The sequence below is a fragment of the Pseudomonas sp. 13159349 genome (assembly GCF_013305685.1).
Classification (GTDB): domain Bacteria; phylum Pseudomonadota; class Gammaproteobacteria; order Pseudomonadales; family Pseudomonadaceae; genus Aquipseudomonas; species Aquipseudomonas asiatica.
In genome coordinates, this window is record NZ_CP045553.1 from 3870355 (window position 1) to 3893229 (window position 22875).

A 22875-nucleotide genomic window follows, 5' to 3' on the forward strand; every position below is an offset into this window, starting at 1 on the left:
AACTGACTTGACACGATCCCTGTGGGAGCGGGTTTACCCGCGAACACTGGCGAAGCCGGTGCCATGCTCCGCGGCGCCTGCTTCGCGGGTAAACCCGCTCCCACAGGGGATGGCGTATCCCGTCGCTAACGGGCCTTTTCGATGCGCCAGATACCGAAAGGCAGATGCCAGGGTTCGATGCGCATCCATTGGGTCTTGCCGTACCACGACCAGCGATGTCCGGTCATCAAGTCCTCACCATGGGTTTCGGCGTTGTCATCCAGCCCCAGCTCCCACAGCGGCAGCTCGAAATGCGCCTCCTGGGCGTTGTGCGGGTCGAGGCTGATTGCCACCAGAATGTAGTTGTCGCGCTCGGGCGTGCGCTTGGCGAAGTACAGGATGTTGTCGTTCCAGCAGTTGAAGAACGCCACGCCCAGGTGGGTCTGCAAGGCGCGGTTCTGCCGGCGGATGCGGTTGAGCTGGGCGATCTCGGCAATGATGTTGCCGGGTTGGCTGAAATCGCGTGGGCGGATTTCGTACTTCTCCGAATCCAGATACTCCTCCTTGCCCGGCAGCGGTGTGCCTTCGCACAGTTCGAAGCCCGAATACATGCCCCACAGCCCCGACCCCATGGTGGCCAGTGCAGCGCGTATGAGGAAGCCGGCACGGCCGGAGGTATGCAGGAAGTACGGGTTGATGTCGGGCGTGTTGACGAAGAAGTTGGGCCGGTAGCACTGGCTCCATGGCGGCTGGTTGAGCTGCTCGAAGTACTCGCGCAGTTCCTGTTTGTGATTGCGCCAGGTGAAGTAGGTATAGCTCTGCGCGTACCCGACCTTGCCCAGGCGGGCCATCATCGCCGGTTTGGTGAAGGCTTCGGCGAGGAAGATGACCTCCGGGTGCCGGCTGCGCACATTGGCGATCAGCCATTGCCAGAATGGCAGTGGTTTGGTGTGCGGGTTGTCGACGCGGAAGGTCTTGACACCCTCCTCGACCCAGCCGACCACTACGTCACGCAAAGCCAGCCACAGCGAGGGTACGGCCTCGGGCGCGTAAAAATCGACGTTGACGATGTCCTGGTATTTCTTCGGCGGGTTCTCGGCATAGCGGATGGTGCCATCCGGTCGCCAGCTGAACCAGCCGGGGTGCTCCTTGAGCCAGGGGTGGTCCTGGGAGCACTGGATCGCGAAGTCGAGGGCGATTTCCAGGCCATGCTCGGCCGCCGCGGCCACCAGGCGGCGGAAGTCGTCGCGACTGCCCAGTTGTGGGTGAATCGCCTCGTGACCACCTTCCGCGCTGCCGATGGCATACGGGCTGCCCGGGTCGCCGGGCTCAGCGGTGAGGGCGTTGTTGCGGCCCTTGCGGTGCTGCATGCCGATGGGATGGATCGGCGGAAAATACAGTACGTCGAAGCCCATGTCGCGGATCATCGGCAGGCGCTCGTGCACATCGTTGAACGTGCCGTGGCGCTCGGGGCTGTCGGTGACCGAACGCGGGAACAGCTCGTACCAGCTGGCGAACTGCGCGGCCGGGCGGTCGACATCAACGGGGAATTCGCGGCTGCGGGCCAGGTAGCTGCGGTGCTCGGCGTCGCTCATCAGGCGGGCGGTAGCGGGGTCGAGAAACAGTGCCACCTGGTCGTCGGCATTCAGCGTGGGCAGGCGCTGCTGCAACGCCTGGAGCTCCTCGCGCAGGGCACCGTTGCACAGCTCGATGCCCTTGCCCAGCATCAATCGGCCTTCCTCCAGCTCCAACCTGACCTCGACACCGGCGTGGTACTTCTTCTCCAGGTCGTGGCAGTAGGTAGCGAACGGGTCGATCCAGGCCTCGATGCTGAACAGGTGCGGGCCCAGTTCAGTGGGGGTGAATTCGGCCAGCCACAGGTCGTTGCCCGGCGAGTGCATGGGCACGCAATGCCAGCGCCGGCTGTGGGCCTGGCGCCAGTTGAGCATCACGGCCAGGCGGTCGTGGCCGTCGCTGTAGACCTTGCTGCTGACCGCCACCGGCTGGCCACTGATGGCCTTGGCGGCGAAAGTGCCGCCTTCGAGCACGGGTTGGGTGTCTTCGATCACGATGCGCGGCGCCAGCAGCGCCTGGGACAGGCTGATGGCCTGGTCCGGGTGATCGTTGGCCATGGGCACGCTTTCGAAGGGCTCGTTTCGTGACATCGGACCTTGCTCCCTCAGGCTGGTGGCGATAAGGGTTCAGAGCCGGGCACAGGCGTGGGGTTCAAAAAAATTGAGCGAACGGCAGCTGCGAGGGGTCGAAGCCTGCAGCACCTCTTCAATTACCCAAGCGAGGTCAGGCCATGAACATTCCCATTCCACCGGAGACTCCCGATCCCAACATCGACGACCCGAGCCTGCCGCCGCCCGTGCCGGAGGAAGAGCCGGACGAGCTGCCGATCAAACCGACCGTGCCGCCGACAGTGGGCGACCCGCCGAGCCAGGAACCACCGGTGAAGGCTTAAGGGTAGACCAGGATCTACGCAGGCAGGACCGGCCCTTTCGCGGGTGAACCCGCTCCCATAGAACAACACATGACTCACTGGTTCGGCGAGGTCCTGTAGGAGCAGCCTTGTGCTGCGAAGAGGCCGGGGCTGATAAAGCCTGTCTATTGGCTGTACCGGCCTCTTCGCAGCACAAGGCTGCTCCTACAAAGGACGCGTCAGACGAGCGATATTGGTTCTCTGCGCGAAAGCGCAGCCCGAAGGACTGGGCAATCTCCCACAGGGACCGCGCCGATTTCGAACGCGGCGCTGTACCTGCAGGAGCGGGTTTACCCGCGAAAGGGCCGGCAGCATCAATACATCAACCAGCAGTTAAAGCCGATATCTCCGCCACACTGATCTCCCGCATGCGGAACTTCTGCACCTTGCCGGTCACCGTCATCGGATACTCGTCGACAAAGCGGATATGCCGCGGCACCTTGAAGTGTGCAATGCGCGCCTTGCACCAGCCCTGTAACTCTTCGACCGTGGCACTGTGCCCCGGGTGCAGCTTGATCCAGGCGACGATCTCCTCGCCATAACGGCTACACGGGATGCCGATCACCTGCGCATCGGCCACCGCCGGGTGGGTGTAGAAGAACTCTTCCAGTTCACGCGGGTAGATGTTCTCGCCGCCGCGAATGATCATGTCCTTGTTGCGCCCGACAATGCGCACGTAGCCGTGCTCGTCCATCACCGCCAGGTCGCCAGAATGCATCCAGCCGGCCGGGTCGATGGCATCTGCCGTGGCCTGGGGGTTGTCCCAGTAGCCGAGCATCACGCTGTAGCCGCGGGTGCACAGCTCGCCGATCTCGCCGCGCGGGACGATGCAGCCGTCGGCGTCCACCAGCTTGTTCTCCAGCTGCGGCTGGGTGCGGCCGACGGTGGTCACGCGTAGCTCCAGGTCGTCGTCCGGGCCGGTCTGCAGTGACACCGGGCTGGTTTCGGTCATGCCGTAGGCGATCTGTACTTCGGCCATGTGCATCTGGTCGATGACCCGGCGCATCACCTCGATCGGGCAGGTGGCGCCGGCCATGATGCCGCTGCGCAAGGTCGACAGGTCCATTTGCCCGCGCGCGGGGTGGTCGAGCATGGCGATGAACATGGTCGGCACGCCATAGAGGATGCTGGCGCGCTCTTCGGCCACGGCGCGCAGGGTGAGCTCGGCGTCGAAGGCGTCGTTGGGGTAGATCATGGTGCTGCCATGGGTGATGCAGCCGAGGTTGGCCATGACCATGCCGAAGCAGTGGTACAGCGGTACCGGGATCACCATGCGGTCGCGTGCGGTCAGGCCCAGGCTTTCGCCGACCATGAAGCCGTTGTTGAGGATGTTGTAGTGGCTGAGCGTGGCGCCCTTCGGTGCGCCGGTGGTGCCGGAGGTGTACTGGATGTTCACCGGCTGGTCGAACTGCAGGCTTTGCTGGCGCGCCGCATAGGCCTCGGTCGAGGTCTGCCCTGCCCGCTCGGCCAGCGCTTGCCAAGGCAGGAAGCCTGCCGGCGGGTTGGCGGCCAGGCTGACCACACCGCGCAGGTCCGGCAGGCGTTCACTGGCCATTTCACCGGGGACGGCGCTGGCCAGCTCCGGTGCCAGCTCCTGGACCATGGCGTGATAGTCGGACGTCTTGAAGGCATCGGCACACACCAGCCAGCGGCAACCGGACTGGCGCAGCACGTATTCCAGCTCGCCCACGCGGTAGGCCGGGTTGATGTTGACCAGGATGGCACCGACCTTGGCGCTGGCCAGCTGCAGGATGCACCACTGGGCGCAGTTGGGCGACCAGATGCCGACCCGATCGCCGGTGTTCACGCCCAGGGCCATCAGGGCACGAGCATGCACCTCGACCTGCTCGGCCAACTGCCGCCAGCTGTAGCGCAGGCCCTGATGGCGCGACACCAGGGCCTCGCCGTCGGCACAACGGGCCACGGTGGCGTCGAAGGCCTGGCCGATGGTCTGGGTCAGCAAGGCTTGGTCCTGACGACCGCGGGTATAGCTTGGTTGACTCATGGGTGTCCCTTCTTGTGGTTGTTCTGGGCACGACTGAAGCAAGCGGGAATACTCTGGCGCAGATTTACGTTTACGTAAAGGTTATGAATGGATTGACAGTGACCTTCCGCAGGTTTACGTTAACGTAAAGGTGATGAACGACACCGCCCCTCAGGCATGACGCCGAACCCTGTGGGAGCGGGCGTGCCCGCGAATGCGATCACTCAGGCAATGACGGTGGTCCTGCTGACGCATTCGCGGGCAAGCCCGCTCCCACAGGGTCCGGCGCCAGATCCTTGAGCCAGAGTGTTTCCCATATTTCAAGAACAACAAGGTGCCCCAGCATGCATTACCCCACCCTGAACTTCGCCCTGGGCGAAACCATCGACATGCTCCGCGACCAGGTGCGCACCTTCGTCGCCGCCGAACTGGCCCCACGCGCCGCGCAAATCGACCACGACAACCTGTTCCCTGCCGACATGTGGCGCAAGTTCGGCGACATGGGCCTGCTGGGCATCACCGTGCCGGAAGAATACGGCGGTGCCGGCCTGGGCTACCTGGCCCACGTGGTTTCGATGGAAGAAATCAGCCGTGGCTCGGCCTCGGTGGCCCTGTCCTACGGTGCCCACTCCAACCTCTGCGTCAACCAGATCAACCGCAACGGCAGCCACGAGCAGAAGCTCAAGTACCTGCCCAAGCTGATCAGCGGCGAGCACATCGGCGCCCTGGCCATGAGCGAGCCCAACGCCGGTTCCGACGTGGTATCGATGAAGCTGCGCGCAGAAAAGCGCGGCGACCACTACGTGCTCAACGGCAGCAAGACCTGGATCACCAACGGCCCGGACGCCAACACCTACGTGATCTACGCCAAGACCGACCTGGACAAGGGCGCGCACGGCATCACCGCGTTCATCGTCGAGCGTGACTGGAAAGGCTTCAGCCGCAGCAACAAGTTCGACAAGCTGGGCATGCGTGGCTCCAACACCTGCGAGCTGTTCTTCGACGGCGTCGAAGTGCCGGAAGAAAACATCCTCGGCCAGCTAAACGGTGGCGTGCGCGTGCTGATGAGCGGCCTGGACTACGAGCGCGTGGTGCTGTCCGGCGGCCCGACCGGCATCATGCAGAGCTGCATGGACCTGGTAGTGCCCTACATTCACGACCGCAAGCAGTTCGGCCAGAGCATCGGCGAGTTTCAGCTGATCCAGGGCAAGATCGCCGACATGTACACCCAGCTCAACGCCAGCCGCGCCTACCTGTATGCCGTGGCCCAGGCCTGCGACCGTGGCGAAACCACCCGCAAGGACGCCGCCGGGGTGATCCTGTACACCGCCGAGCGCGCCACGCAAATGGCCCTGGAGGCGATCCAGATTCTCGGCGGCAACGGCTATATCAACGAATTCCCGGCAGGCCGCCTGCTGCGCGACGCCAAGCTGTACGAGATCGGTGCCGGCACCAGCGAAATCCGCCGGATGCTGATCGGCCGCGAACTGTTCAACGAAACCCGCTGAGCACAAGGGACGGGCGCACATGGCTACCTTGCACACCCAGATCAACCCGCGTTCGGCAGAGTTCGCCAGCAACAGCGCGGCCATGCTCGAACAGGTCCAGGCCCTGCGCGGCCTGCTCGCCCAGGTGGCCCAGGGCGGTGGGCCCAAGGCTCAGGAGCGGCACACTTCGCGTGGCAAGCTGTTGCCACGCGAGCGTATCGACCGCCTGCTGGACCCGGGCTCGCCGTTCCTCGAAATCGGCCAACTGGCTGCCCATGAGGTGTATGGCGAAGACGTGCCCGCTGCGGGCGTGATCGCCGGCATCGGCCGCGTCGAAGGCGTGGAATGCATGATCGTGGCCAACGACGCCACGGTCAAAGGCGGTTCCTACTACCCGCTGACGGTGAAGAAGCACCTGCGTGCGCAGACCATCGCCCTGCAGAACCGCCTGCCGTGCATCTACCTGGTGGACTCCGGCGGCGCCAACCTGCCACGCCAGGACGAAGTGTTTCCCGACCGCGAGCACTTTGGGCGGATCTTCTTCAACCAGGCCAACATGAGCGCACTGGGCATTCCGCAGATCGCCGTGGTGATGGGTTCGTGCACCGCCGGCGGTGCCTACGTGCCCGCGATGGCCGACGAAGCGATCATGGTGCGCCAGCAGGCGACCATCTTCCTCGCCGGCCCGCCACTGGTGAAGGCGGCCACCGGTGAAGTGGTGAGCGCCGAAGACCTCGGCGGCGCCGATGTGCACTGCCGTACCAGCGGCGTGGCCGACCACTATGCCGACAACGACGAACATGCCCTGGCCCTGGCCCGACGCAGCGTGGCCAACCTCAACTGGCACAAGCTGGGCAAGCTGCAGCGCCTGGCCCCGGTGGCACCGCTGTACGCCGCCGATGAGCTGTATGGCGTGGTGCCGGCCGATGCCAAGCAACCGTTCGACGTGCGCGAGGTTATCGCGCGTCTGGTCGACGGCTCGGTGTTCGACGAGTTCAAGGCGCTGTTCGGTACCACCCTGGTGTGCGGCTTCGCCCACCTGCACGGCTACCCGATGGCGATCCTCGCCAACAACGGCATCCTGTTCGCCGAAGCGGCGCAAAAAGGCGCGCACTTCATCGAACTGGCCTGCCAGCGCGGCATCCCGCTGCTGTTCCTGCAGAACATCACCGGCTTCATGGTCGGCAAGAAGTACGAAGAAGGCGGCATCGCCAAGCACGGCGCCAAGCTGGTCACTGCCGTGGCCTGCGCCCAGGTGCCGAAGTTCACGGTGATCATTGGCGGCAGCTTTGGCGCCGGCAACTACGGCATGTGCGGCCGTGCCTACGACCCGCGCTTCCTGTGGATGTGGCCCAATGCGCGGATCGGCGTTATGGGGGCCGAACAGGCCGCCGGCGTGCTGGCCCAGGTCAAGCGCGAACAGAGCGAGCGCAGTGGCCACCCGTTCAGCGCCGAAGACGAAGCCAGGCTCAAACAGCCGATCCTTGACCAGTACGAGCACCAGGGCCACCCCTACTACTCCAGCGCCCGCCTGTGGGACGACGGTGTCATCGACCCGGCACAGACCCGCGACGTGCTCGGCCTGGCGTTGTCCGCCGCGCTGAACGCACCGATCGAACAGAGCCGCTTCGGCATTTTCCGGATGTGACCCATGAGCGATTTCAGCACCCTCGAAGTGATCCGCGACCCGCGCGGCTTCGCCACCCTGTGGCTGAGCCGCGAGGACAAGAACAACGCCTTCAACGCCTTGATGATCCGCGAGCTGATCGTCGCCCTCGACCAGTTGGCCGAGGACGCCAGCCTGCGCTTCGTGCTGCTGCGCGGCCGCGGCCGGCACTTCAGCGCCGGCGCCGATCTGGCCTGGATGCAGCAGTCGGCGCAGCTGGACTTCAACACCAACCTGGATGATGCCCGCGAGCTGGGCGAGCTGATGTATGCCCTGCACCGCCTCAAGGCGCCGACCCTGGCTGTTGTGCAAGGCGCTGCCTTTGGCGGCGCGCTGGGCCTGATCAGTTGCTGCGACATGGCCATCGGTGCCGAAGACGCTCAGCTGTGCCTGTCGGAAGTGCGCATCGGCCTGGCCCCGGCAGTGATCAGCCCGTTCGTGGTCAAGGCCATCGGCGAGCGTGCCGCGCGCCGCTATGCCCTCACCGCCGAGCGTTTCAGCGGCGTGCGGGCCCGCGAGCTGGGCCTGCTGGCCGAGGTGTACCCGGCCAGCGAACTGGACGCCCAGGTCGAAGCTTGGGTGGCCAACCTGCTGCAGAACAGCCCACAAGCGCTGCGCGCCACCAAGGACCTGCTGCGCGAAGTGGACGACGGCGAACTCAGCCCGGCCCTGCGCCGCTACTGCGAAAACACCATCGCCCGCATCCGCGTCAGCGCCGAAGGCCAGGAGGGCCTGCGCGCCTTCCTGGAAAAACGCCGCCCCGCCTGGCAAACCGACGACAAGAAGGAGCCGCGCCCATGAGCCGCCCCGCTTTGACCACCCTGCTGGTCGCCAACCGCGGCGAAATCGCCTGCCGGGTGATGCGCACCGCCAAGGCCATGGGCCTGACCACCGTGGCCGTGCACAGCGCCACCGACCGTGATGCCCGGCACAGCCGCGAAGCCGATATCCGCGTCGACCTCGGCGGCACCAAGGCTGCCGAAAGCTACCTGCTGGTCGACAAGCTGCTGGCCGCCGCCAAGGCCAGCGGCGCCCAGGCCATCCACCCGGGCTATGGCTTCCTGTCCGAGAACGCAGGCTTCGCCCGTGCCATCGAAGAGGCCGGGTTGATCTTCCTCGGCCCACCGGCCAGCGCCATCGACGCCATGGGCAGCAAGTCGGCGGCCAAGGCACTGATGGAAGCCGCTGGCGTGCCACTGGTGCCGGGCTACCACGGCGAAGCCCAGGACCTGGACACCTTCCGCGCCGCAGCCGAACGCATCGGCTACCCGGTGCTGCTCAAGGCCAGCGCCGGCGGCGGTGGCAAGGGCATGAAAGTGGTCGAAGAAGAAAGCCAGCTGGCCGACGCCCTGGCCTCGGCCCAGCGTGAGGCGCAGTCGTCGTTCGGCGATGCGCGCATGCTGGTGGAAAAGTACGTGCTCAAGCCACGCCACGTAGAAATCCAGGTATTCGCCGACCAGCACGGCAACTGCCTGTACCTCAACGAGCGTGACTGCTCGATCCAGCGCCGTCACCAGAAGGTGGTGGAAGAAGCCCCTGCGCCAGGCCTGTCAGCCGAATTGCGCCGGGCCATGGGTGAAGCGGCGGTACGCGCGGCCCAGGCCATCGGCTACGTGGGTGCCGGCACCGTGGAGTTCCTGCTCGATGCCCGTGGCGAGTTCTTCTTCATGGAGATGAACACCCGCCTGCAGGTGGAGCACCCGGTCACCGAGGCCATTACCGGGCTTGATCTGGTGGCCTGGCAGATTCGCGTGGCCTGCGGCGAGGCCCTGCCGATCACCCAGGAACAGGTGCCGCTGATCGGCCATGCCATCGAAGTGCGCCTGTATGCCGAGGACCCGGCCAACGAATTCCTGCCCGCGACCGGCAAGCTGGCGCTGTACCGCGAGTCGGCAGCCGGCGAAGGGCGACGGGTGGACAGCGGGGTCAGCGAAGGTGATGTAGTGTCGCCGTTCTACGACCCGATGCTGGGCAAGCTGATCGCCTGGGGCGAAGACCGCGAGCAGGCGCGCCTGCGCTTGCTGGCAATGCTCGACGAGTTTGCCATTGGCGGGTTGAAGACCAACATCGCCTTCCTGCGGCGCATTCTCGCCCACCCGGCGTTTGCTGCAGCGGAACTGGATACCGGCTTCATTCCGCGTCACCAGGAAGTTTTGCTGCCCGCGCCGCAAGCGCTGCCGGCAGGCTTCTGGGAAGCAGCGGCCGAGGCCTGGCTGCAGGGTCAGGCCGCACATCAGCGGGAGGACGACCACAGTTCGCCATGGGCCGAGCGCAACGGCCTGCGCCTTGGCTTGCCGGCGCGCAGCAGCCTGCATCTGGTGAGTGGCGGGCAGGACCAGGCAGTTGCCTTGGAGCGCAGCGCTGCGTCTACCTGGCAGTTGCTGGGCGAGCAGTTGGTACATGACCAGGCTGGCGTGCGTCGCCAGCATCTGGCGATACGCCGCGGTGGCACGCTGTACTTGCACTGGGACGGCGAGATGCATGCCATCGAAGCCTTCGACCCGATCGCCGAGGCCGAGGCCAGCCACAGCCACCAAGGCGGCCTGGGCGCGCCCATGAACGGCAGCATCGTGCGGGTGCTGGTGGAGCCTGGGCAGGTGGTGGAAGCAGGTACGGCGCTGGTAGTGCTGGAGGCCATGAAGATGGAGCACAGCATTCGCGCGCCACATGGCGGCACGGTGAAGGCGTTGTTCTGCCAGGAAGGGGATATGGTCAGCGAAGGGACGGTGCTGGTCGAACTGGCGGAGTAAGACTCCTGGGGGGCCGCTTTGCGGCCCTTTCGCGACACAAGGCCGCTCCTACAGGTACGGTGCATGCCCTGAGGTTGGTGCGGTACTTGTGGGAGCGGCCTTGTGTCGCGAAAGGGCTGCGCAGCAGCCCCGGCAATCTAGAAGGAGCCATGCACTCGCACGACCACACCCAAAAACTCGCAGCCTTCCTCACACAGGACTGTCGGATAGCGCGTATTCAGCGGATTGAGCATCCTGTCTCCGCCCTCCTCGACCAACTGCCGCAACACTGCCGGCCGCCCGGGCTGCCGCGCAATCACCAACCGACCGGGCTCTGCCGGAAGGCCAGTATCCACCAGCACACGCATACCCACAGGCACGCTCCTGCCATTGGCGGCATTCATCGAGTCGTTTTCCACCATCAGCCAGAAGGCATTGCCGGCGGGCATATAGTCCGTCTGTTCATGGGATTTGCTCGCCTCAGGCAAAGGCCCCTGCAAATCGGCCCAGCTCAGCACGGGGAAACGATAGCTCGCACTACCCCCTGAGGCTTCAGACGCAATGCCACGCTCGACCACCATGACTTGGGCCTCAAGAGACACCAACCCAAGCTTCTCGAGCTTTTCGTTGATGGTCTCCAGTGTCGGCCGCCGTGTACCGCGCAACCAATGCCCTACGCCGCCCTGTGTCATCCCCAGGCGTGGCCAGCTTGAGCTGGCTGAGGTTGTGTTCACGCTTGTAGCGCTTGAGAAATGCGATCCAGTTTTCCATGAGCGGATACTGCGGCTCCAAGACTTGCGCCATCCCTGTAGGAGCGGCCTTGTGTCGCGAAAGGGCTGCGCAGCAGCCCCGGCAATCTAGAAGGAGCCATGCACTCGCACGACCACCCCCAGAAACTCGCAACCATCCTCACACAGCAGCGCCGGGTAGTTGCTGTTGAGTGCCTTCAGGTACCGTTGCCCACCTTCCTCCGCCAGCTCACGGAAAATCGCCGGTTTGCCCGGCTGACGAGCGATAACCAGACGCCCTGGCTCGGCATCTACCCCAGGGTCCACCAACATCCGCATGCCCTGCGGCACACTGCGGCCACTAGCGGCACTCATCGCATCATTCTCGACAGTCAGCCAGAACGCCTTGCCTTGGGCCAGATAGTCCGTCTGCTCGAACACACCTGGCTCCGCCCCATCTGCGATACCTAGCTCATCCCAGCCCAGCACCGGGTAGCGGAAGCACACGATGTATTGCATGAGGTCCAGGTCATCATCGGAGTCATCGACCTCGTAAATGCCACGCTCCTCGCCAACCTGACCAACAATGCGCAACTGTAGGCTGACGTTGTAATGGGGCATGCCAATCTCGACGAATGTGCGATTCATCGACTCGATCTTCGGCTGACGCCGCTTGTTCACCCAATGCCCCACGCTGCCTTGAGACACGCCAACGCGCTCGGCAAGCTGCTCTTGAGTAAGCCCTAGCTCCTCCATCCGGTCACGGACGAGGGCAATCCATTTATCCATATTCATCGCTGGCACGATACGGACTGCCTTCTAGCGCTCAATAAACATTCAGTATTATTTATCGGAAAGCACAAAAATACTTTAGGTATTAGTATCGACCTGAACCCTTTCCCTACTGGTGTTAGCAGGTATCAGGATGAAACCACCGAAAAACGACGAAACAGATCTCGACAGCGAAGCCGCCCGCCGCGCCCTCGACTACTACCTCAACCCCAACCCGCCGCGCCCCACCCTGGACAACAGGATCTGGACCCTGCACGAGGGTGTAACCGGCGACCAGGCCCAGGAACACGCTATCGCCCTGCTGCGCTGCGCCGCCGCCACCGCGCAGGAAACCGCCACCCACCAGCACGGCAGCCAGCGCGAACTGACCTTTGCCCTGATGCACATGATGGACATGGCGCGCGCACTGCTCGAGCACAAACGCACCGTGGAATCGGGTTTGTAAGCAAGAAAGAAGGGAGAGAACGTGATGGCCGGGTAACGGCGAAGGCCCCGATTGCCGGGACAAGGAAGCGCACCGGTAAAACTTTTTTACCGGATTACCGAAAATTCATTTGACTGGCAAATGATAACGATTATTATTGCACTCAGCTGATCGCGAGATCTGCTGGATAACCTGGAGCTTAGGTCGCTCTCAGATTATCTCCTCATCAGGCTAATCACGGTTTTTGACCCAGCTTTTTGCTGGGTCTTTTTTTTGGCTCTTCAGGCTAATGAAGATCGTGATGGCGCGCATGATAGCAAAGGTGTTTCAGGGCGTGAACGCTCATTACAAAACTTTGCGAAATCAGCACTTGAGAATCAATCTCGTTTCACCTACGCTGATCACGCATCACGGAAGATGCCCCCATCCCTCCCCCCTCCATAGAGCAAGGAGCTGTCCATGAGCCGTCTGCTGCTGCCCCTTGAACACCCAACCTCTGCTGCCGAACATCATGCCGACGACGCCCTGCTGCACGTCCTGAGACGCCTGCCACGGCGTGTGCAACAAGTATTCCTGCTCAACCGCCTCGACCAACTGGACTTCGCCAGCATCGCCGCCCGCCTCGATCTGCCATTGGCGAGCATCGAGCGGCACATGGACCAGGCACTGCAGGCCGGTCGCTCGCGCCGGGATGTGCTGGCGAGTGTTGCCGGGCAATGGTATGTGCGCTTGCAGAGCCCACAGGTGACGGCGTGCGAGCGGATCGATTTTCGCCGTTGGCTGGATGCGGACATGGCGAACTTGCAGGCGTTTCATGACACGGAAATGCACTGGCGCAGCCTGTTGGCACCGGCACGGCAACTGGGCCAGGATGGTTGGTACCGGCAAGGTCGGGCGGCGCTGTCGTTGGGCGGCTGTTCGGTTGCGGTCGGGCTTGGCGTGGCGGCGTTGGTGCTGTTTGGTTTCTGGGCCTGATCAACACCTGCGCTACACCGTTATCGTTTTCACCGCGGATGGCTCGGTCGTTATCAAGTTCGAGTGCTGGTCAGCGTTTCCGTCAGGCATGCAAGCAGTAGCCATCCGCACAAACTGATACCCAGGAACAGAAGCCCCAGGCTCATCGGCAGCTCGCTTTCGACGCCAGCAACAAGACTGCCGGCCAAACCACCACCTGCGAACAACAATGTCGTATTGAGCGACGCTGCCGCACCGGCTTGCTGCGGGTAACGCGCCAAGGCTTGGGTCGTCGCAGCAGGACGCACCAGCGTTGTCCCCGTCGTGCAGATGATCATCGGCAGCATAAGACTCGCCACCGTCAACCCTGCAACCTGCTCCCAGATAAACAGCGTGATGCCCCCGGCAGCTATGAGCAGGAATCCCGTCTTGATCTGAACCTGCGGGCTTACGCGGTTGTTCAAATAGGTCGCGGCTACTCCGCCAACGATATACGCAAGCCCATAGGCGATAAATACCACCGAGAATTGATATGGCGTCAGCCCCAGGCTGTCCATCAACGCCAATGGCGCGACAACGATGAAGGAAAAATGACAGGCAAACGCCAGGCTGGACAACAGGGAGTGCGCAAGATAGGTCGTATCACGCAGCATGACCCAGTAGCAGCGCATGCCCGACGTACGGCCTCGCGATGCAGGCGTGTCCTGCAGCAATGCATATGACAGGCATGAAACGGTCACGGCTATGAAAGCGAATACCGTAAAACTGCCCTTCCAGCCAAAGGATTGTTGGAGAAAAGCGCCTGCGACCGGTGACAACGAGATGAACAGCCCACTTGCGCTGGTCAGCAGGATACGCATGGCATTGCGCTGCCTACCACTGTACAGATCCTGCACGAGCGCCTGGCCCAGCACGAAACTCCCGCAACCCAAGGCCTGCAGCAAACGGAACGCCATGAACGTCTCATAGCGGGTTGAAAGTACACAACCCATTGCCCCTGCAATGGACACTCCCAACCCAGCGAGCAACAACCGCTTGCGCCCCATGCCATCCGCCAATGGCCCGATCACGATTTGCGCCAAGGCGACACCAAACGCAAAGAAGCTCACCGAGTAAGCTATCTGCTGTGGCTCGACGTGAAACTCGCCTGCGAGCGCTGGGAATGATGGCAGGATCACATCCAGAGGGAATACGCCCAATAGACACAACAGAATCAGCAAGGCCGAGCGCAGAAAGCTACTGAGCGAACCCAAGGGCTGATTCACGCTACCAACCTCGCCTTCTTGTATTGCCGGAAGTAGTCACTGGAAACTCCATGTAAGCGCCGAGCCCTGATGGTAGCGACACCCTGAAGATGTACAACCCGAACCGGGCAGCGAAACTTCCGATAGCGTTGTAGGGCTTTTCCCTTGTTGCTTATTACCGTTGAGTTCTGGTGCTATCCAGCCTTCTGCTGACTCGATAGCCGGCCCCTAGCGCAGTTGATCTGTTGTGCAAACTGCTCTCAGTAATTGAAGTCATGACCGAGCTGGCCCTGCACCCATTCAAGGAACTGGCGAACCCTGGGAGCTTCAGCATGGCCTCGCGGAAATACCAGGTGGTGGGCACTGACGGGCGTCGCCAAGTCTTCCGCAAATACCGGTACCAACTCGCCCCGGGCGATATAGTCCTGCGCTAGCAGGGAACTCTCCAAGGCCAACCCATACCCATGGCTGGCGGCCTCCAGGCTCATGTAGGAGCGATCGAAGCTCAGGGCGTAGGGGGTTTGTGGCAACGCCACGCCTTGCTGTGCGAACCATTGGGGCCATTGCACCAATGCGGCTTCCGACAGGATCAGGTTCTGCCCCAGCAGATCGCCCGGCTGCTTGATAGGCGTACGCTCAAGAAGCTGTGGCGAGGCCAGCACAGTTGCACGTTCATGCCGGATGGTACGCACTTCCAGGCTGGGCCAGTTGGGGTAGCCATGACGGATATCCAGATCGATCTGATGGCGGCCGAAGTGCAGCGACTCGTAGGAGCACGACAGGTTGATCTGGATCTGCGGATGACTGTTACGAAAATGGTCCAGGCGCGGCAGCAACCAGAGCAGGCCGAAGCTGGGCGCGGAATGAAGCCGCAAGCAATCGAAGCCCACCGAGTTGCCGGCGCGCTCGGTGGCCGTAGCCAGGCTTTGCAATATGCCTGATACCTCGCGCAGGTACTGCTCTCCGGCCGGGGTCAATGCAACACCGCGCGCCTCGCGAATGAACAATGGACGACCGATCAAGGCTTCCAGGTTAGCGATCTGGTGGCTCACCGCAGAGGGCGTGAGGTTCAACTGCTCTGCGGCCCGTGCAACGTTGGCGAAGCGAGCGACTTGCTCGAAGGCCTGAATTGCTTTCAGGGAAGGGATCTGAGGCGATTTTCTGAGGATGTCCAGGCTCATGACCATTTCCTGAAGGATTCGAAGCGATACCAAGGCTTTTACCTTCCTGTAAGCCCAAGGCACAAGTCGAGGGCTGAATTTTTTTCAGCACCGGGTGAAGGAGGCAGCGTTGCTCGGGGTGCTGTCCGGGACGAAGCTGTGCCTATCGGTTCTGCCTGGAACCGCCGCTCACAACAACAACCATCTGGAGCACCTTCGATGCTGTTAACAGGAAAATTTGCCGTGATCACTGGCGCGGCCTCTGCCCGCGGCATCGGCCGCGCAACAGCCCAGGCGTTTGCCGCTCAGGGCGCCAAAGTCGCGATCCTGGACCTGGACGCCTCCGCCGCGACCGAGGCTGCCGCTTCCCTGGGCGAAGGCCACCTCGGCGTGGCTGCCAACGTTGCCGATGAAGCACAAGTGCGTGATGCCATCGCTCAAGTGCTCGCGCAATTCGGTCGGATCGACGTGCTGGTAAACAATGCCGGCATCACCCAGCCGGTGAAAACCCTGGAAATCACCGGGGCTGACTATGACCGGATTCTCAACGTGAACCTGCGTGGCACATTGTTGATGTCCCAGGCGGTGATCCCAACCATGCGGGCGCAACGCGCCGGCAGCATCATCTGTATGTCTTCGGTTTCTGCCCAGCGTGGTGGCGGCATTTTCGGTGGCCCTCACTACAGCGCAGCGAAGGCTGGCGTGCTTGGCTTGGGCAAGGCGATGGCCCGCGAGCTGGGGCCGGACAATATTCGCGTCAACTCGATCACGCCAGGCCTGATTCACACTGACATCACCGGTGGCCTCATGCAGGATGAGCGCCGTCACGCCATCATCGAAGGCATCCCCTTGGGCCGCCTGGGCGAGGCGCGCGATGTCGCCAATGCGGCCTTGTTCCTGGCCAGTGACCTGTCCAGCTACCTGACGGGCATTACCCTGGATGTCAACGGCGGGATGCTGATCCACTGAGCACCCGGTGCATCGTGACCTGCACCTGACCCGGCGCAGGTCACGCGTTCGATAACAACAAGAGATCAGAACGAATGACCACATTAGCGCTCGATGCGGTATCCGCCGCACGCAGCAGTGCCTACCGTAAAACGGCCTGGCGACTGATGCCTTTTCTCATGCTCTGCTACCTGTGCGCCTATCTGGACAGGGTCAATGTCGGCTTTGCGAAGCTGCAGATGATGGACGACCTGGCCCTTTCCGAAGCGGTCTATGGGCTGGGCGCCGGCATGTTCTTCATTGGCTACTTTCTCTGCGAGGTGCCCAGCAACATCATTCTGCACAAAGTGGGCGCTCGACGCTGGATCGCTCGCATCATGATCACCTGGGGCATCATCTCGGCGATGTTCGCCCTGGTGGAGACAGCCTGGCAATTCTATACCCTGCGCTTTTTGCTGGGGATCGCCGAAGCAGGCCTGGCACCGGGGCTTCTGCTGTACCTGACCTATTGGTTCCGGTCTTACCGCCGAGCGAAGATGACCGCGCTGTGGTTCATCGCGATTCCGCTGTCGGGCATGATCGGCGGCCCCTTGTCGGGTTGGATCATGGAGCGCTTTGCCGGCGTTCACGGCTGGGCGGGCTGGCAGTGGATGTTCCTGCTCGAAGCCATCCCCACGGTACTGGTGGGCGTTCTGGTGCTGAGCTACCTGAAGGATGGCGTCGATCAGGCACACTGGTTGAGCGACGAAGAAAAAGCCCTGGTGCGCAAGGAACTGGCTGAAGACGAACAACACAAGGTAAACCACGGCTCGGTGGCCGACTTCATCCGCGACCGTCGGCTCTGGTTGCTGGCGGGCATCTACTTCTGCGTAGTGATGGGCCAGTACGCAATCACGTTCTGGCTACCCACACTGGTACGCAATGCCGGCGTCAGCGAACCTTTGCACATCGGCCTGCTGACCAGCCTGCCGTACCTGTGTGCCATCGTCGCGATGCTGTGGGCCGGGCGCAGCGGCGACCGTCACCGTGAACGCCGCTGGCACCTGGCGATCCCCATGTTGATCGGTGCACTGGGCCTGAGCCTCGCCGCAGCACTGGGCAGCAACCTGACGTTGTCGATCCTCAGCCTGTGCCTCGCTGCGGCTGGAGTGCTATCCGCCTCTTCACTGTTCTGGATGCTGCCCACCACGCTGTTGGGAGGTGTATCGGCGGCGGCAGGCATCGCGGCGGTGAACAGTTTCGCCAACCTCGCCGGCTTCTGCTCGCCCTACCTGATCGGCTGGGTCACTACCACCTTGGGCAGCAATGCCATCGGCATGTATCTCATCACGGCGGTACTCATGTCTGGCGCCTTCCTGGTGTCGCGAGTACCGGCCCATCTGGTCAATCGTTGATTCGATAAAAAGGAGTCACTTCAATGACTGCTGTGCCTACCTACACCGAGGCGCTGCCGCTGGCTGTGCGCGCTCGCAATATCCGCCGCCACGCATTGCGCATGGGGCAAGTCCAGGGCCAGGGCTATGTCGGCCAGGCGCTGGGCGCCGCCGACCTGCTGGCGGTCGCGTATTTCCATGCGCTGCGCCTCGACCCCGGCAACCCCGAATGGGAGCAGCGCGACCGTTTCTACCTGTCCATCGGGCACTACGCGATTGCCCTCTATGCCGCACTGATCGAGGCCGGCGTAATCCCAGAGTATGAGCTTGAAACCTACGGTAGCGACGATAGCCGCTTGCCCATGTCTGGTATGGCTGCCTATACCCCAGGCATGGAGATCACCGGTGGCTCGCTCGGCCACGGCTTGGGCATCGCCGTCGGCGCCTGCCTCGGGCTCAAACGCAAGGGGTCGGACAGCTGGGTGTACAACCTGCTGTCCGATGGCGAGCTCAACGAGGGCTCGACCTGGGAGGCGGCCATGTCGGCCAGCCATTGGCGCCTGGACAACCTGATCGCCATCATCGATGTGAACAACCAGCAGGCGGATGGCCATTCCAGCGAAGTACTGGCCTTCGAGCCAATCGTCGACCGCTGGCAAGCCTTTGGCTGGTTCGTTCAACGCGTGGACGGCAATGACCTGGATGCGCTGGTCGGCGCCTTCGACCAGGCTCGTGCCCACGCCGGGGCGCAACCGCGCGTGATCATCTGCGATACCCGCATGGGCAAAGGCGTGCCTTTCCTGGAAAACCGCGACAAGACGCACTTCATTCGCGTCGATGAAAACGAATGGGACCTCGCCCTGAAAGCGCTGGACGCCGGGAGCCAAGCATGAGCACAGTGAACTCACCCAAGAAACGCCTGACCACCTCGGCCATGATCGCCTCGATTGCCGCCGACGGCCAGCCGACCCGCCCTGCCCCGTTCGGCCATGCCCTGGCAAGCCTTGCCGAGCAACGTCAGGATATAGTTGGCCTAAGTGCCGACCTGTCCAAGTACACCGACCTGCACATCTTCGCCAAAGCCCACCCCGAGCGCTTCTACCAAATGGGCATGGCCGAACAGTTGCTGATGAGCGCCGCTGCCGGCATGGCACGGGAAGGCATGACCCCCTTTGCCACCACCTATGCGGTGTTCGCTTCCCGTCGGGCCTACGACTTCATCTGCATGGCAATCGCAGAAGAGAACCTCAACGTCAAGATCGTCTGCGGGCTGCCTGGCCTGACCACCGGTTATGGTCCTAGCCACCAGGCCACGGATGACCTGGCCATCTTCCGGGCGATGCCCAACCTGATGATCGTCGACCCCTGTGATGCGCTGGAGATCGAGCAGGCTGTGCCAGCGATCGCCGCCCATCAGGGGCCGGTCTACATGAGGCTGCTGCGCGGCAACGTACCCTTGGTGCTCGATCGCTACGATTACCAGTTCCAGCTGGGCAAGGCACAGGTGCTGCGCGGTGGCCGGGATGTGCTATTGATTGCCAGCGGCCTCATGACCATGCGCGCGCTGGAGGCTGCCGAGCAGTTGCAAAAGGACGGTGTGGATGTATCGGTGCTGCATGTACCCACCATCAAACCGCTCGATGAGCAGACCATCCTCGCCGAGGCACGCAAGCCTGGTCGCCTGGTGGTCACTGCGGAAAACCACTCGATCATAGGGGGCCTGGGGGAAGCTGTGGCCGGCGTACTGCTGCGCAACGGGGTCACACCAACCTTCCGCCAGATCGCGCTACCGGATGCGTTTCTTGATGCAGGGGCACTGCCGACTTTGCATGACCGATACGGGATCTCCACTGACGCTGTGTCGAGGCAGATCAAGGCATGGCTTTGACCGTAGCCGTGGGTAAAACCTGAAGCGCGGCGGATGCAAGCGTGATGGATACCTGGCCCATGGCAGAGGCACACCGCAGCCCTTGGGATCCAGGCAATGATGAGAAATGCTCCGTAACATTCGATACGGAGCATTTTTCTTGGGGCGACGAAACCTGCAGACGCTACCTAACCTCCTGCCACGCTACCGATGAAATTCGCCAGCTCAGCTGTTCGGGGCGCCGCAAAAACCTCGCGTGGATGGCCAGTCTCGTGGACCTTGCCTTGATGCATGAAGACCAGCTTGTCACCGACTTCCCGGGCAAAACGCATTTCGTGGGTGACCATGATCAGGGTCATGCCTTCACTGGCCAGTTGGCGCACCACACCGAGCACTTCGTTGACCAACTCGGGGTCGAGCGCCGAGGTGATCTCGTCGCACAGCAACACCTTTGGCGACATGGCAAGCGCCCGGGCAATCGCCACCCGCTGCTGCTGGCCGCCGGAAAGGCTGTCCGGGTAGGCGTCGAACTTGTCACCCAGTCCAACCCTGGCGAGCATCTGCTCGGCCAACTGGCGGGCCTCGGCCTTGCCGGCCTTCTTCACCACCTGGGGTGCAAGCATCACGTTCTGGCCCACTGTCAGGTGAGGGAAGAGGTTGAACTGCTGGAACACCATGCCAACCTTCTGCCGCAGCGAGCGCAAGTCGGCGCGGCCGGCATCCAGGTATTCGCCATCCACCTCGATCACCCCATCGCTGATCGACTCCAGGCCGTTGAGGGTACGCAGGAAGGTACTCTTGCCGGAACCGCTACGGCCGATGATGGCGACCACCTCGCCCTCCTCGATCGCCAGGTCGACACCCTTGAGCACATGATTGTCGCCGTAGTACTTGTGCAATGCGGACACTCTAAGCAGGGGCATGCAGCCTCCTCTCCAGGTAACGGGCGCTCAGCGAGAGCGGGTAGCAAAGGACGAAGTAACCCACGGCCACCAGACCGTAGATCAGGAACGGTTCGAAAGTGGCGTTGGCCAACATGCCGCCGGTCTTGGTCAGCTCGGTGAAACCGATGATCGAGGTCACCGCCGTGCCCTTGACCACCTGCACCGAGAACCCGACGGTCGGCGCGACGGCAATGCGCAGGGCCTGGGGCAGGATCACGTGGCGCAACTGCTCCAGACGGCTCATGGCCAGGCTGCCGGAGGCCTCCCACTGGCCATGTGGTATGGACTCGACGCAGCCTCGCCAGATCTCGGCGAGAAAGGCACTGGTGAACAACGTCAAGGCGATGGCCGCCGCCATCCAGGCCGAAACATCGATGCCGAACAGGGCGATGCCGAAAAACACCATGAACAGCTGCATCAGCAGCGGCGTCCCCTGGAACAGCTCGATGTAGCTCCTGGCCGCGCCACGCAGCATCCGGCTATCGGAGATTCGCGCCAACAGCAGCAACAGCCCGGCAATACCACCGCAGACGAACGCCACCAGCGACAGCAGCAAGGTCCATTGCAAACCTGCGAGCAGGTTGCGCACGATGTCCCACAAGGTGAAATCCATTCAGCGTCTCCCCGTCAAAGCGCGCCGGCCGATCCATGCCAGCAGTTGGCGCACCAGGATAGCCATGACCAGGTACAGAGCCGTGGTCAGCAGGTATGTCTCGAAAGCCCGGAAGTTGCGCGACTGGATGAAGTTGGCGGCGAACGACAGTTCTTCTGTGGCGATCTGCGAGCACACCGCCGACCCGAGCATTACGATCACGATCTGGCTCGACAGGGCCGGCCAGACCTTGGCCAGTGCAGGTTGCAGCACCACATGGCGAAAAGCCTCGAAACGACTCATGGCCAATGCCGCCGCAGCCTCCAGTTGCCCTCTGGGAATGGCCTGGATACCCGCCCGAATGATTTCGGTGGAATAGGCCCCAAGGTTGATCACCATGGCCAGTACCGCCGCCTGCCATTCCGTCAACCGAACGCCAAGCGAGGGCAGGCCGAAGAAGATGAAGAACAACTGGACGATGAAGGGCGTGTTGCGGATCAGTTCCACGTAAAGGCCGAACAGCGCATCGAACGGCCGTAGTCGCCAGGCGCGCACCACCGCACCAAGCACACCGATAGCCACCCCGAACAGGGTGCCGATCAACGTCAGCTCTAGCGTGAACACAGCCCCTTCGAGCAGCAGGCCGCCTTGGGCCAGCACCGGGGAAAAGTCAAATTGATAGGCCATGGGTCGGCGACTCCAGGGCCGTTCAAAGGTCGGCCGGCAATGGCTGCTTCAGCCACTTTTCGGCATTGCGGTCGAGGCTGCCGTCGGCCTTGGCCGCATTCAGAGTGGCGTTGACCTTCTCGAGCAAGGCCGGCTCCTGCTTGGCCAGCCCCACGTACACTGGCGAGTCCTTGAGCTTGACCTTCATGACCGGCACCTTGTTCGGGTTCTTCTCGGCAATGACAGCCATTACCACGCTGCCGCTGGCGATCAGCTCGACCTGGCCCGACAGGTAGGCGGCGATGGTCGAGTTGTTGTCCTCGAAGCGCTTGATGACCGCACCCTGAGGGGCGACCGCGGATAACTCCATGTCCTCGATCGAGCCACGCGTGACACTGATGGTCTTGCCGGCAACGGCACCGATATTGTCGATCGACGTCTCGGCCGGCCCGAACACTGCCAGGTAGAACGGTGCGTAGGGGCGGGAAAAATCGATCACCGCTTCCCGCTCCGGGTTCTTGCCCAGGCTGGAAATCACCAGGTCGACCTTGCCGGTAGTGAGGAACGGAATGCGGTTGGTGCTGTTGACCGGGGTCAGCGCCAGCTTGACGCCGAGCCTGTCAGCCAGTAGCTGCGCGGTGTCGATGTCCAGGCCGCGAGGTTTGAGGTCCGGCCCCACCGAGCCGAAGGGAGGGAAGTCCTGGGGTACGGCTACCTTGAGCACGCCCCGGGCAGTGATGTCGGCCAGCGCATCGGCCTGGGCGTGGGAAACGCTCATGACGCCGCCACAAACCAGGGCGGCCAGAAGCAAGGAACGGATGTTTTTCATGGAAAATGCCTCGGGTGCATGCGA

20 protein-coding genes and 1 pseudogene are annotated in these 22875 nt (G+C 62.8%); 11 read left to right on the plus strand and 10 right to left on the minus strand.

What is annotated here, in order from left to right; genetic code table 11:
- Window positions 1-125: 125 nt before the first annotated feature.
- A complete protein-coding gene (locus GEV38_RS17955) occupies window positions 126-2144 on the minus strand; it encodes an alpha-1,4-glucan--maltose-1-phosphate maltosyltransferase (protein ID WP_054573006.1) in 2019 nt (672 codons plus the stop codon).
- Window positions 2145-2284: 140 nt separating this feature from the next.
- Here GEV38_RS17955 and GEV38_RS17960 point away from each other — a divergent pair, with 140 nt between their 5' ends.
- Entirely contained in the window at window positions 2285-2446 is a 162-nt protein-coding gene (locus tag GEV38_RS17960; protein ID WP_015271006.1) for a hypothetical protein, read from the plus strand.
- A 340-nt stretch (window positions 2447-2786) separates the two neighbouring features.
- Here GEV38_RS17960 and GEV38_RS17965 read toward each other — a convergent pair whose 3' ends face one another.
- Window positions 2787-4469 (minus strand): AMP-binding protein, encoded by a 1683-nt coding sequence (locus GEV38_RS17965; RefSeq protein WP_054572482.1) that lies wholly within the window; start codon window positions 4467-4469, stop codon window positions 2787-2789.
- A gap of 323 nt (window positions 4470-4792) precedes the next feature.
- Between GEV38_RS17965 and GEV38_RS17970 the strand changes: the two genes are divergently transcribed.
- The 4 genes from GEV38_RS17970 to GEV38_RS17985 are packed head-to-tail and all read left to right on the plus strand — an operon-like array spanning window position 4793 to window position 10351.
- A complete protein-coding gene (locus GEV38_RS17970; protein ID WP_025339821.1) occupies window positions 4793-5956 on the plus strand; it encodes an isovaleryl-CoA dehydrogenase in 1164 nt (387 codons plus the stop codon).
- 19 nt (window positions 5957-5975) lie between these two features.
- Window positions 5976-7583, plus strand: coding sequence for a carboxyl transferase domain-containing protein (locus tag GEV38_RS17975; protein ID WP_054572481.1), 1608 nt, complete (start codon window positions 5976-5978; stop codon window positions 7581-7583).
- A 3-nt stretch (window positions 7584-7586) separates the two neighbouring features.
- Window positions 7587-8402, plus strand: a complete 816-nt coding sequence (locus tag GEV38_RS17980) for a gamma-carboxygeranoyl-CoA hydratase (RefSeq protein ID WP_015271009.1) — start codon at window positions 7587-7589, stop codon at window positions 8400-8402.
- On the plus strand, window positions 8399-10351 hold the full coding sequence (locus tag GEV38_RS17985) for an acetyl/propionyl/methylcrotonyl-CoA carboxylase subunit alpha (protein ID WP_015271010.1): 1953 nt from the start codon (window positions 8399-8401) through the stop codon (window positions 10349-10351). The genes GEV38_RS17980 and GEV38_RS17985 overlap by 4 nt, the downstream gene beginning before the upstream one ends.
- A 137-nt stretch (window positions 10352-10488) precedes the next feature.
- On the opposite strand, the pseudogene GEV38_RS17990 reads toward GEV38_RS17985, so the two are convergent.
- Window positions 10489-11101: pseudogene (locus GEV38_RS17990) on the minus strand (LexA family protein).
- A gap of 86 nt (window positions 11102-11187) precedes the next feature.
- Window positions 11188-11853 carry a S24 family peptidase gene (locus tag GEV38_RS17995; protein ID WP_054572480.1) on the minus strand — a complete coding sequence of 222 codons (666 nt, stop codon included), beginning with the start codon at window positions 11851-11853 and terminating at the stop codon, window positions 11188-11190.
- Between the two features lie 130 nt (window positions 11854-11983).
- Here GEV38_RS17995 and GEV38_RS18000 point away from each other — a divergent pair, with 130 nt between their 5' ends.
- Together GEV38_RS18000 and GEV38_RS18005 are read left to right on the plus strand one after the other, a co-directional pair.
- Window positions 11984-12295: a DUF6124 family protein gene (locus GEV38_RS18000; RefSeq protein ID WP_025339827.1), complete on the plus strand. Its 312-nt coding sequence runs from the start codon at window positions 11984-11986 to the stop codon at window positions 12293-12295.
- A gap of 438 nt (window positions 12296-12733) precedes the next feature.
- A complete protein-coding gene (locus tag GEV38_RS18005) occupies window positions 12734-13249 on the plus strand; it encodes a DUF4880 domain-containing protein (RefSeq protein WP_054572479.1) in 516 nt (171 codons plus the stop codon).
- Window positions 13250-13302: 53 nt separating this feature from the next.
- On the opposite strand, the gene GEV38_RS18010 is transcribed toward GEV38_RS18005, so the two are convergent.
- Window positions 13303-14493, minus strand: a complete 1191-nt coding sequence (locus GEV38_RS18010) for an MFS transporter (RefSeq protein ID WP_054572478.1) — start codon at window positions 14491-14493, stop codon at window positions 13303-13305.
- A 239-nt stretch (window positions 14494-14732) separates the two neighbouring features.
- Window positions 14733-15653 (minus strand): LysR substrate-binding domain-containing protein, encoded by a 921-nt coding sequence (locus tag GEV38_RS18015; protein WP_054572477.1) that lies wholly within the window; start codon window positions 15651-15653, stop codon window positions 14733-14735.
- A 198-nt stretch (window positions 15654-15851) separates the two neighbouring features.
- On the opposite strand from GEV38_RS18015, the gene GEV38_RS18020 reads away from it, so the two are divergent.
- From GEV38_RS18020 to GEV38_RS18035, 4 genes are all read left to right on the plus strand, one after another.
- Complete coding sequence (locus GEV38_RS18020) at window positions 15852-16601, plus strand: SDR family NAD(P)-dependent oxidoreductase (RefSeq protein WP_013973349.1); 750 nt, start codon at window positions 15852-15854, stop codon at window positions 16599-16601.
- A gap of 74 nt (window positions 16602-16675) precedes the next feature.
- Window positions 16676-17974, plus strand: coding sequence for an MFS transporter (locus GEV38_RS18025; protein ID WP_054572476.1), 1299 nt, complete (start codon window positions 16676-16678; stop codon window positions 17972-17974).
- Window positions 17975-17997: 23 nt separating this feature from the next.
- Window positions 17998-18846, plus strand: a complete 849-nt coding sequence (locus GEV38_RS18030) for a transketolase (RefSeq protein ID WP_015271018.1) — start codon at window positions 17998-18000, stop codon at window positions 18844-18846.
- Complete coding sequence (locus tag GEV38_RS18035; protein WP_015271019.1) at window positions 18843-19841, plus strand: transketolase family protein; 999 nt, start codon at window positions 18843-18845, stop codon at window positions 19839-19841. The genes GEV38_RS18030 and GEV38_RS18035 overlap by 4 nt, the downstream gene beginning before the upstream one ends.
- Window positions 19842-20008: 167 nt before the next feature.
- Here GEV38_RS18035 and GEV38_RS18040 read toward each other — a convergent pair whose 3' ends face one another.
- From GEV38_RS18040 to GEV38_RS18055, 4 genes are read right to left on the minus strand one after another with little or no spacing between them, the layout of a single operon-like run.
- Window positions 20009-20743 carry an amino acid ABC transporter ATP-binding protein gene (locus tag GEV38_RS18040; protein WP_054572475.1) on the minus strand — a complete coding sequence of 245 codons (735 nt, stop codon included), beginning with the start codon at window positions 20741-20743 and terminating at the stop codon, window positions 20009-20011.
- A complete protein-coding gene (locus tag GEV38_RS18045) occupies window positions 20730-21377 on the minus strand; it encodes an amino acid ABC transporter permease (RefSeq protein ID WP_013973354.1) in 648 nt (215 codons plus the stop codon). The genes GEV38_RS18040 and GEV38_RS18045 overlap by 14 nt, the downstream gene beginning before the upstream one ends.
- Window positions 21378-22043, minus strand: coding sequence for an amino acid ABC transporter permease (locus GEV38_RS18050; protein WP_003258372.1), 666 nt, complete (start codon window positions 22041-22043; stop codon window positions 21378-21380).
- A 22-nt stretch (window positions 22044-22065) separates the two neighbouring features.
- Window positions 22066-22851, minus strand: coding sequence for a transporter substrate-binding domain-containing protein (locus GEV38_RS18055; protein WP_013973355.1), 786 nt, complete (start codon window positions 22849-22851; stop codon window positions 22066-22068).
- Window positions 22852-22875: the final 24 nt, after the last annotated feature.

Excerpts from the sequence above, each read along its gene's own strand:
- GEV38_RS18015 (WP_054572477.1), bottom strand. The coding sequence starts at position 15,653 with ATGAGCCTGGACATCCTCAGAAAATCGCCTCAGATCCCTTCCCTGAAA.
- GEV38_RS18030 (WP_015271018.1), top strand. The coding sequence starts at position 17,998 with ATGACTGCTGTGCCTACCTACACCGAGGCGCTGCCGCTGGCTGTGCGC.
- GEV38_RS18020 (WP_013973349.1), top strand. The coding sequence starts at position 15,852 with ATGCTGTTAACAGGAAAATTTGCCGTGATCACTGGCGCGGCCTCTGCC.
- GEV38_RS17995 (WP_054572480.1), bottom strand. The coding sequence starts at position 11,853 with ATGAATATGGATAAATGGATTGCCCTCGTCCGTGACCGGATGGAGGAG.
- GEV38_RS17960 (WP_015271006.1), top strand. The coding sequence starts at position 2,285 with ATGAACATTCCCATTCCACCGGAGACTCCCGATCCCAACATCGACGAC.
- GEV38_RS18005 (WP_054572479.1), top strand. The coding sequence starts at position 12,734 with ATGAGCCGTCTGCTGCTGCCCCTTGAACACCCAACCTCTGCTGCCGAA.
- GEV38_RS18025 (WP_054572476.1), top strand. The coding sequence starts at position 16,676 with ATGACCACATTAGCGCTCGATGCGGTATCCGCCGCACGCAGCAGTGCC.
- GEV38_RS17980 (WP_015271009.1), top strand. The coding sequence starts at position 7,587 with ATGAGCGATTTCAGCACCCTCGAAGTGATCCGCGACCCGCGCGGCTTC.
- GEV38_RS18040 (WP_054572475.1), bottom strand. The coding sequence starts at position 20,743 with ATGCCCCTGCTTAGAGTGTCCGCATTGCACAAGTACTACGGCGACAAT.
- GEV38_RS18050 (WP_003258372.1), bottom strand. The coding sequence starts at position 22,043 with ATGGCCTATCAATTTGACTTTTCCCCGGTGCTGGCCCAAGGCGGCCTG.
- GEV38_RS18055 (WP_013973355.1), bottom strand. The coding sequence starts at position 22,851 with ATGAAAAACATCCGTTCCTTGCTTCTGGCCGCCCTGGTTTGTGGCGGC.
- GEV38_RS18035 (WP_015271019.1), top strand. The coding sequence starts at position 18,843 with ATGAGCACAGTGAACTCACCCAAGAAACGCCTGACCACCTCGGCCATG.
- GEV38_RS17985 (WP_015271010.1), top strand. The coding sequence starts at position 8,399 with ATGAGCCGCCCCGCTTTGACCACCCTGCTGGTCGCCAACCGCGGCGAA.
- GEV38_RS18000 (WP_025339827.1), top strand. The coding sequence starts at position 11,984 with ATGAAACCACCGAAAAACGACGAAACAGATCTCGACAGCGAAGCCGCC.
- GEV38_RS18045 (WP_013973354.1), bottom strand. The coding sequence starts at position 21,377 with ATGGATTTCACCTTGTGGGACATCGTGCGCAACCTGCTCGCAGGTTTG.
- GEV38_RS17965 (WP_054572482.1), bottom strand. The coding sequence starts at position 4,469 with ATGAGTCAACCAAGCTATACCCGCGGTCGTCAGGACCAAGCCTTGCTG.
- GEV38_RS17970 (WP_025339821.1), top strand. The coding sequence starts at position 4,793 with ATGCATTACCCCACCCTGAACTTCGCCCTGGGCGAAACCATCGACATG.
- GEV38_RS17975 (WP_054572481.1), top strand. The coding sequence starts at position 5,976 with ATGGCTACCTTGCACACCCAGATCAACCCGCGTTCGGCAGAGTTCGCC.
- GEV38_RS17955 (WP_054573006.1), bottom strand. The coding sequence starts at position 2,144 with ATGTCACGAAACGAGCCCTTCGAAAGCGTGCCCATGGCCAACGATCAC.